Consider the following 9,786-nt stretch of genomic DNA (forward strand, 5'->3'; position numbering starts at 1 on the left):
GCAAGAAGAAATCCTCAAACGAGAGCTGATGACGATGCTCGCGCCGATACATGTGGAAAACTCTGGACTGCTTTTCGGCGATATCGAGCCGAATTGAGCACATTCTACAGTTGAAATCTGCTCGGATCCACTGCGGCGCAGCCGCTTTGCCCTTTCTCAGGAGGCCCTACATCGCCACCGGTCGGCTCCCCCACGGCCAGCCGCTACCGCCGAAACGCGGGCCGATGCCCAAGGATGCCGACGCCCCCCGGGTTCAGGAAAGATGTCACCCCTCTGATCCGTACACCCGGGGGCTTGAGGAGATGACCAATGCGCCGATACAGCGAGGCCGTCAAGGCTGATGTGAGAAGGCGGATGAGCCCGCCGCAACGCCAGAGCGTGGCCCGGATTTCAGAAGAGCTGGGCATCCACGTGATCACCCTCTACAAATGGAGGAAGACCTGGCGGTTACAGGGGGAGGTGGTGCCGGCATCCGAGAAGGAACCAGAAGGCTGGTATCCGGCATCCGAGAAGGAACCAGAAGGCTGGAGTGCTGCCGATAAGTTCACGGTGGTGCTGGAGACGGCAGGGCTGAACGCCACCGAGCTCAGTGCGTACTGCCGCGAGCGGGGGCTCTTCCCTGAGCAGGTGAACCGTTGGCGGCAGGCAGCCCAGGATGCCAACGCCAAGCCGGTGCTGACGATGGCTGAGCAGAAGGAGCTCGAAAGGCTCCGGGCCCAGGACCAGCGGGAGATCAAGGCTCTCAAGAAGGAGCTGAAGCGTAAGGAAAAGGCCATGGCGGAGATGGCGGCCTTGCTGGTGCTGCGAAAAAAGTGGGATGCCTTCTGCTCGGAGGACGCGGAAGGCTGACCAGTGCCGCGCACCGGCAGAAGTCGATCGAGCTGATCGGCGAGGCGAATGCTGCGGGCGCCAGCCTGGTGAGTGCCTGCCGTGAGATCGGGATCTGCCTGCGCACTCTCAAGCGCTGGCGCAAGGCCTTTCTGGGTGACGGGGACGGCCTTGATCGTCGAAAAGGCAGTTCCTGCCTGGTGGTTCACCGGCTAAGCGAGGAAGAGCGTCAGCGGATCCTGCTGACTTGCAACCAGCCGGAGTACGCCTCACTGCCGCCGGGACAGATCGTGCCGGCCCTGGCGGATCAGGGGCTGTATATCGGCTCCGAGAGCAGCTTCTATCGGGTGTTGCACCAGGCGGGACAGTGCCACCACCGTGGACGGGCCCGGCTGCCGCAGGAACCGCGCTCCGTACCGCGCCTCAGGGCGGATGGGCCAAACCAAGTTTGGAGCTGGGACATCACCGATCTGCCGACCACAGTGCGGGGTGTGTGGCTGTACCTCTACCTGGTGATCGACGTCTGGAGCCGCAAGGTTGTGGCCTGGGATGTGGCGGAGGTGGAGTCGGCGGAGATTGCGGCTGATCTGGTGCAGCGGGCCTGCCTGAAGGAGCGCTATCACCGGCCAAGGGGCTTTCGCGGCCACCAGAGCCAGCCGCCGCCGCTGATCCTCCACGCCGACAACGGCAATGCCATGCGAGGGGCCACGCTGGAATCACGGCTGGAGGAGATGGGTGTGCTCAGATCCTTCTCCAGGCCAAGGGTCTCAAACGACAATCCCTACTCAGAATCCCTGTTCCGCACGGTCAAGTACCGGCCCGACTAACCCAGTAGGCCGTTTGCCAGCAAAGAGGGGGCGTGCGAGTGGGTGGCGGCGTTTGTCGACTGGTACAACCACCGGCACCGCCACAGCGGCATCAAATTCGTCACGCCTCACCAGCGTCACAGCGGTACCGCCACCGCAATGTGCCAGCAGCGAGCCGATGTCTATGAGAAGGCCCGCCAGGCTCATCCAAGACGCTGGAGCCGATCCACTCGCTGCTGGCGCCAACCCGAAGACGTGTGGATCAACAAGCCACCAGAGGAACCAGATTCGATCCTCGCGCTACCCTTAATCGAGGCCGCCTGAATGGCAGCCAAGGAGTGACACCTTCCCTGAAAGTCACTGCGCCAAGGCCCGCATGGTCCGAAAGATCAGAAGCAAGAAGGGCTCCAAGATCTACGCCCAGCGCAAGGCGATCGTGGAGCCGGTGAACGGCCAGATCAAGCAAGCCAGGGGCTTGCGTCGCTTTTTGCTGCGGGGTCTGAAGAAGGTCGTTGGTGAATGGCATCTGATCGCTGCCACACACAACCTGCTCAAGTTGTTCCGGTTCAGGCGAGCACAGCAGCTGGCGCTGGCGTCAACGACGGGATGAGGGGCAACGGCCTTGGCAAGCACAGCCAGGGCTGACTCAAACCCGCCTGAATGAACCTGCTCAGCAGAAGAACAGTGCCGCTGGAGTTCACCTCAGCCACGGTTCGTGGTGGCCAGGGGCCCGCTGCTCTATTGGCAACAAACTCCTAGTGGATGGGTCAGACCGAGCGGACTTCTTTCCTGACGCAGGGGGATGCACTGTACCGCAAGCGGTCTAGTGATCTTTGGGAAGCCCTGCTTGGATAGCGATAATTGTTGCAAACTGTTTTTGCCCTGTCTAAAGTCCACAAGCATGACTGCCTAGGCTGCCATAAGGCATTTGCAGAGTAAAGGACTAATTCTTAAGGAGCTGCCATGTTAAGCTGTTTTGAATTGAAGTCCCATTCGCTTGAGAGCTTTTACCCAGCTATCGTCGGGACCGCTTACTTCCATCTCTGCTCTTATCCATTCCTGAGTGCCGTTGGGAAAGCATGCCATGTTGATCTCTGGGCGGCCAAAATTTGCGAAGACGTTGTCTGAATTATTGTAGAAGTTATTCGAATTATAGTAGCTGGCGAGGTGCCAGTAGCAGGTGTACCCAAGATCTTGTAGTATTTTAATGAGGCCTGCGGATTTTTCATGGATATTATTCTCCACAAAAAGAAGTGGCCGATCACGTGCAATTAGCTTTTGCCCGCCCTCAATGACTTGCCGTTCCATCCCTTCAACGTCTATCTTGATTAGATGTATGCATGGCAGATCAAGAGCATCTAGCGGAATGATCTCAAGTGGTTCGCCGTGAGTGCTATTCTCGAGGCTAAAGCTGCCAATATTTCCGCTTAGCGCAGTAGATGGACTTGGGGTGTATCCAGTCGAGAACTGTGCTCCTAGTCCCTTGTGATATGCATACAGATTTGTAATGTCGTTTAGCTGTGCATTTGCACAAAGCATCTGAAATGTAAGTCTTTGCGCTTCGAATGCAAATACTGAGCCTGAAGGGCCAATCGCCTTCGCTAATGGAATGGAATGCGTTCCAATATTTGCACCTACATCGATTATATTGTTTCCAGGCCGAGCTAGGCGCATCAGCAATTCCAGTTCCTCTGCTGCCCATTCTCCATATAGGGAGACTGAGCGGCCGATGACCGAATCAGATCGGTGATGTGCTATCAGCCCATGCAAAGTCCTGGAAATCCGAAAATAACCTGACTCAAGAGGGGTTCTAGCTAGCCTTGAAGTGAGGCTATCGGCAAAGTGAATAACCCTAGACACTAAATCGGGAGTTGTGTTGGCCGAGAAGCGCATTTCAGTCTCGGCATGTTGAGGAAGAGGATCTTCTATTAGGTCATTCTCATCGATTGTATTCCCAGCCACTGTGTAGCCTCTTGCTAGCAGCTCTAGTTCGCTATACGATAACTGTGGGTTATCGACTAGTCGAGATGCCATCGCTTGCCAGTGACATCCCTCGTCCGCGTCTCTAGTTACCTTTGTTCGTAGAGCCCATTCACCTAGCAATGCTTTGGAGGATGCTTGCGCTGGACTGCGTATAGGAAAATGAGCCAGCCAACAATCAGATATGATCATGCCGGCCAGTAATTCACCGTTCAAGGAGGCACAATGGCTTCCTCTTTCAATGCGGAAGCCAGATGCCATAGCAATCGATGCTGGGATAACAACTTTTCTAAGATATTTTTGCTCTTTAATTAGTCGTGTTGTGATTCGTTTCGTTGGATCAATCTCGTCGAGAGCATCGTCAGTCCGTGGCAAATAAGTCCGCCATTCTAGTAGCCCAATCTCGCCTGGCTGCAATGCGTGCAACGATCTATTTAGGCTTTGTCGGTCAGGTGCGCAGAGGAATTCATCAGCGTCAAGTGGTACCACAACATCAAAGTCTCCTTCTGCAACGCATAGCCGAAGCAGGTTTGTCATAAGCACTTCCTGCTGATGGTTTAAATAGTCAGCCTTGAGTATCTTTATTCTGCCAGGCTGCTCTTGGTGGAGAAGGGAAAGTATCTCTGCGGTGGAGTCACTGCTAAGGTTGTCAACAATTAACAAGAAATCAAGGAGAAGTAGATTCCGCCTGGCAAATACCTCAATTATGTCGCACTCATTTTTGACGATTGACAGTCCAGCAATCCTCATTCCTGTATGCACGCACTGCTTCTTAATGCTACAGCGCTTTGTGCGTTGTCTGGAAGACTCTGTGAAAGTGGCGTCTCTTCCGTTGCAATAAATCCCGAAGAGCAGTCTCGGCGTGCCTGTGACCGCCTAGAAGTAGAAGTCCGCTCCGCATGGATCAGCTCCAGCCCCTCCGCAGGCGCTCTTGAATCCGCCCAGATCTCAGTGACTGCCATGGATCTGGGTAATTAGCTTGGGCATTGTCCCGTGTCAATCAGGTTGATGGCCGCTTTGCATCAATCTGTTCTTACCCATTTTAATGGTCGTCTGGGAACACCGACTTCCTACCGCTTTGGGCATCCTCCAAGCCTGGGGGCCTGTCCGCCGCCAGAGGGGCCATCTCGTTTTCGATCCATTGCAGCCGGGAACCGCGCAGGCGCCGCTGCAGGGTGCGTAGGTGGCATGGGCCGTAGCGCTCCGGGTTGTGGCGGAACAGCCGCTCCAGCAGCGTCTTGGCCTGGAGCTGGGGCTCGGCCTGCAGCCCGGGCAGTCACACCAAGCCTCCATCGGGCTGTTCATAAACACCGGGTCGTTGTCAGCATCGATCCCCCGCAGCGGTGACTGCCAGGAAAGATGACGCCTCTGCTGCTGTTCAAGCAGCCATCGTCAACGTAGCTGGTTTGGATTCAATTTCTCCTGACGGTGGATTGATCCAGACCACCTCCGGCTGACGCCAACAACGGATCGTCCGTGACCAGCGGCGTGGGTTCCGTTGACGCGCTTCCTCATAGACGACAGTACGGTGCCGGCGATCTCTGCGGCCTGGCCGCAGTGACGTTGCTGGGGGTCATTGGCGGCCATCAGTGCCAGCCGCCGCCCCTGATCTTTCACTCCGATATCGGCAACGCCATGCGAAGGGCCACGCTGGAATCACGGCTAGGAGTTTGTTACCACTAGAGCATCGAGCCCCTGACCACGACGAACCGTGGATGAGGTGAACTCCAGCAGCACTGTTCTTCTGCTGAGCAGGTTCATTCAGGCGGGTTTGAGTCAGCCCTGGCCACTCTTGCCAAGGCCGTTGCCCCTCATCCCGTCGTTGACGCCAGCGCCAGCTGCTGTGATCGCCTGAACCGGAACAACTTGAGCAGGTTGTGTGTGGCAGCGATCAGATGCCCTTCACCATCGACTTTCTTCAGATCCCGCAGCAAAAAGCGCCGCAGGCCCCTGGCTTCCGTTGCTACAGCCACCGTTGCCGCCACAGCGGCATCAAGTTCGCCACGCCTCACCATCTTCACAGCGGTACCGCCACCACAATTTGCTGGCAGCGAGCTGATGTCTACGAGGATGTCTGCCAAGTCTATCCAAGCCGCTGCAGCCGATCCACTCGCTACAGGCGCCAACCCGATGACGTGCGGATCAACAAGCCGCCAGATGAGCCCGATTCAATCCTCACGCTACCTTCATCGAGGCCATCTCAATGGCAGTCAAGGAGTGACACCGTCCCTACAAGACTCTGAGCGCCATAGGCTTGATAGTATCAATCTGTTTACGAGGCTACGAATGAGTGATCTAGATGCTTTTCCGTTTTTAACGGACATAGCCTCCTTGGCTCAGCGCCCCGATCAAGTCAGGGGAAGACAGATTCTCAAGAATGATCAGCGCTATCGCTTATCCGATACATGCTTTATATCTCCCCACGCTATGCTTGCTCCGGAATTCATGGCAGTAGGGAGGGGTACTTACATAGCATCATATTGCATGGCAAGAGGGCAGTTATTTATAGGAAGTGATTGCTCCATCAATGCATATTGCGATTTACACGGGCTTGTGATAGTTGGCGACAATGTTCGGATTGGCAGTCATTCGACATTGGCAGGCCAAAATCATAGGTTTAGTGATTTCAGTATCCCAATTAGGGGCCAAGGAACTATTAGGCGTGGCATAGTCATTGATGAAGATGTCTGGATTGGCAGCAGAGTCGTAGTCCTCGATGGTGTGAGAATCGGAAGCCATTCCGTCATAGGTGCAGGCTCGGTAGTCACGAAGTCGATCCCTAGCTATTCTGTTGCAGCAGGTAATCCTGCAAGGGTCATTCGCGATCGTCGAACTTCTAGAAGTCAGTCAATTAATGCCAAATGTCAACTAAAAGAACTGCTTAATCTCTGCGAAAATGCAAGTACTCAAACGCTGTCCTTAAAGAGTAGATACTCTGATCAATCAGGATCCAATCTCTTTTTAGATTCTCCTTCCACAATTCCAACCTTAAGGGCCCAATGCGATGCCATCGAGCTAGCATTAATGCTCAATATCCATGACACCTTTTTCAACCATGGTCAACTCTCGGGCATATCTAGTCTACTGCTCGACAGGCAGCAACCTTCTACCGGAATCTACGCAGAACTCGGTATAGATAGTGCGGCTGGACGTATCTCATTGGCTGATCAAGGAGATCGCTATAATATCCTAGCCGCAGCTTATGCGCTAGAGCTTGCTGGAGTGACCATTAAATATCCATTTTCTTATGTAAGTGATCTCGAGAACGACAAACTAGAACAGCTATTGGGTTCACTTCCTTGGAATGCTAATGCTTGGGCTGCTGGCGGTTGGATAGATATGCTTTCAACGTCAATCAAGTTCAATAATAAGTGTTTCGACTTTTCAGCAGACAAGATGGAAACAATCTGGAGTTTTCTTGAATACAATATTAATTCTAATACTGGTCTATGGGGCAATTCATCCACGACAATCCCAGATCTTCTTCAGTCTGTTAATGGCTCTTACAGAATCTTGAGAGGGGCTTATGCTTTTTGGGGTCGACCACACCCTAATCCACAGCTTGCGATTGATACGCTATTACAATACGCTAATGTACTTCCACTTGACAATATTCTGAACCTAACAGCATGCAATGCTCTTGACGTAGTATACCCATTATGGTACTTTTCATGCCAATCAAATTACAGAAGGGCTGAGATCTGTGATCTTGCTTCTTTTGTGCTACAAAGAATAATCGATAACTGGATAGGAAGCGAGGGCTTTAGTTTTAGCTTAATCCGTATTTCCAGTTTTGGGATCGATCATAGTGGCAGCCTAAAAGGATGTGAAATGTGGTTTAGCATTGCTTTGACCTGCGCTTCTATACTTGGCTTTTCTCATGAACTCGAAATTCACCCAAAGGGTATCCATGCCATTCTGAAGCCGTATTCAAGCACTTGACAATGTCATCTTCTTTATCTATAGCAATTTTATTTCGATGCCATAATGGTGAAGCACCCTTTCTTAGAGGATTTATTGAACATCATCGAAGCTTAGGTATTTCCGAATTTCACGCTCTAATCTTTAGTGAGCAGAGCACGGACTTGGCAGTGATTATTCTTGAAGGTCTTGGGGTAATCATTCATCTCATTGCTGGCCATTATAGAAACTTTGCTTTGATACCGGTTTCGATACTAGACGTCATCAGCAGCGATTATGTTGCACTAATTGACGTTGACGAGTTTCTTTTGCGAAAGCATATCGGTCTTATGGCTAATAATAATTTCGATGTCTACTCTTTTCCCTGGTTGCTCCACGTATCACCATCAATCGAAAAGCACAGCGACCATGTGAAGATGTTTTCTTTATTCCCTAGGGGAAAACAGATTGTGCGGGTATCAAGCATAGCTAGAATCCAGGAACATTCATGTATCGTTAAGCCTAACTGCTCTATTCTGCCATTCCATGAAACAAGGAACCTGCCAATTTTGCATTATTATATTCGCGGCTTCGAAGACCTGTTGCTAAAACTTATTATCAGTGGGAGGCATATTAGAGATCGAGACTCTAGGCTTTACCCGACTGCGTTTATTCTTAAATCTCAAGAAATTGGTATTCCTGTAATTGATCAAGGTTTGTGCAAAATAGATTTGCAGATCCTAAGAAAAGTGTTCCGCGAATCGCAGGTCACAAGCGAGTGGATTTCGGAAGTCAGAACTACTTTAAACCTTATTCTTGAATCAACAATCCCCGATTCACTCAGGTGTACAAAAGACTTTCTTGATGAGTTTTTTGACTGCACGGATGAAGGACTGCACTTGCGTAGAGTTGCACAGCACTTTTATCAAGAAGCATCAAAGCATGCCTTGAATTTCAGTGATAATCCTAAATGGTCCAATTCCCGTCCTAGCAACTCTTCACGTGATCTGTCACAAGATAACACTGTCTATGGCAATCTGATTAGAGTAGTTTGCAAGAGCTCTAGTCTAAATAGCTTCTCGCAGCCTTCAGTGGATGACTTCATATATGTTGAAATAACTGATAAAGCCACGGATCATTTTAGGTCCAGCCTGCTGCCTTATGCAATTGATACTCGTCGTGGTCGGCTATTATCCCTTCAGGTCATCAAAGAACATCTATCCATGCCTTTTCTTTATAGGGCTCAGCGAGAGTTCTCTACGGTTGCAGCTTTTACTAGTATTTCAGACATTGCAACGTCGTCAGAGCGGATATCGGAGATTAGGCAGAATGTCACCTTCGTCCTTTCAATTGGTCGATGTGGATCTACATTGGCGCATCATATCCTGCTGGCTGCAGGTGATGTAAGTTTTAGTGAACCGGATGTGCTGTGCCAAGTAAATGCTTTTTCGCCAAGCCTAAGTCTTAGAATCTTTCAAGGATTATTATACTATTTTTGCGATTGGTCTAGTATAACCTTTCCTGAATCCAATCGTGTCTCTTTCAAGCTTCGGTCTTACCAGTCATGGATGTATGAAATAATCTGCAGCTCTCTTATGAATCCCGAATTCATCTTTATTAAGAGGCAGATTTGGTCTTGGGTCAAAAGCTTTGTCGCTTCTTTCGGTACTGATTATGCACAGCTTGCGAAGATCCTTCTCTTAAACTACAGTGCTGTTAATGGATTGAGGAGAGCTGGTGCGAATTATCGAATCTTAGAGTATGAGACACTCTCAGCCAATCCCGGACAACTCGTTAATAATTCTGTTATAGAACTAGAGCACATCAAAAGAGTTAATTCACAGGAGAGTATGGCTCCCAATGCGGGCGAAGTTGAATTGGAAGTCTCAGCTAGAGAGATATATGAGCAACTTAAGGCAAATCTCCCTTCATGTGTACTCGATTTTTATCAGATATTGTAGACTATCGCGAAACTAGTATTTCCTCTGCCATAACGACTTGATGGCACTTCATCCTGTCTCTCCCTTTTTTCTTATTCTGTCAAATTTATTCTAATGCAAATTGGAAAGCGTTATCTAGTGTGCCGTCCCGGAGATTTGTGAGCAAAGTCGCTGGAGCTTTTCAAGTATTGAGTCCGCCGTCGCGGTCCAGTTGAACGGGGCCTTGGTCTTGTTGTAGGCCGCCACGAACTGCTCGATCTTGGCGATCAGCTCCTTGACGCTGGAGAAGCTGCCGCGCCGGATCGCCCGCTGGGTGATGATCCCGAACCAGC

4 protein-coding genes and 3 pseudogenes are annotated in these 9,786 nt (G+C 51.1%); 4 read left to right on the forward strand and 3 right to left on the reverse strand.

Annotated elements, in window-relative coordinates; translation table 11 throughout:
• Nucleotides 1-309 precede the first annotated feature (309 nt).
• Nucleotides 310-1,958 (forward strand): annotated as a pseudogene (locus tag VB716_RS07735) (IS3 family transposase).
• Nucleotides 1,959-1,998: 40 nt separating this feature from the next.
• Nucleotides 1,999-2,244: pseudogene (locus tag VB716_RS07740) on the forward strand (transposase); the annotation flags it as partial.
• Nucleotides 2,245-2,600: 356 nt separating this feature from the next.
• On the opposite strand, the gene VB716_RS07745 reads toward VB716_RS07740, so the two are convergent.
• Nucleotides 2,601-4,364: an FkbM family methyltransferase gene (locus tag VB716_RS07745; RefSeq protein ID WP_322757783.1), complete on the reverse strand. Its 1,764-nt coding sequence runs from the start codon at nucleotides 4,362-4,364 to the stop codon at nucleotides 2,601-2,603.
• A gap of 1,061 nt (nucleotides 4,365-5,425) precedes the next feature.
• Nucleotides 5,426-5,695 carry a transposase gene (locus VB716_RS07750; RefSeq protein ID WP_323270165.1) on the reverse strand — a complete coding sequence of 90 codons (270 nt, stop codon included), beginning with the start codon at nucleotides 5,693-5,695 and terminating at the stop codon, nucleotides 5,426-5,428.
• On the opposite strand from VB716_RS07750, the gene VB716_RS07755 reads away from it, so the two are divergent.
• A complete protein-coding gene (locus tag VB716_RS07755) occupies nucleotides 5,685-7,556 on the forward strand; it encodes an acyltransferase (protein WP_323270166.1) in 1,872 nt (623 codons plus the stop codon). The genes VB716_RS07750 and VB716_RS07755 overlap by 11 nt on opposite strands.
• Before the next feature lie 143 nt (nucleotides 7,557-7,699).
• A complete protein-coding gene (locus VB716_RS07760) occupies nucleotides 7,700-9,475 on the forward strand; it encodes a hypothetical protein (RefSeq protein WP_416238092.1) in 1,776 nt (591 codons plus the stop codon).
• A 114-nt stretch (nucleotides 9,476-9,589) separates the two neighbouring features.
• On the opposite strand, the pseudogene VB716_RS07765 reads toward VB716_RS07760, so the two are convergent.
• Nucleotides 9,590-9,786 (reverse strand): annotated as a pseudogene (locus VB716_RS07765) (IS630 family transposase); the annotation flags it as partial.

The sequence above is a fragment of the Synechococcus sp. CCY9201 genome, from assembly GCF_034931105.1.
Lineage (GTDB): Bacteria > Cyanobacteriota > Cyanobacteriia > PCC-6307 > Cyanobiaceae > CBW1002.

What these genes read in the sequence shown, in the direction of transcription:
- VB716_RS07745 (WP_322757783.1), bottom strand. Translation starts at nt 4,364, where the DNA reads ATGAGGATTGCTGGACTGTCAATCGTCAAAAATGAGTGCGACATAATT.
- VB716_RS07755 (WP_323270166.1), top strand. Translation starts at nt 5,685, where the DNA reads ATGTCTGCCAAGTCTATCCAAGCCGCTGCAGCCGATCCACTCGCTACA.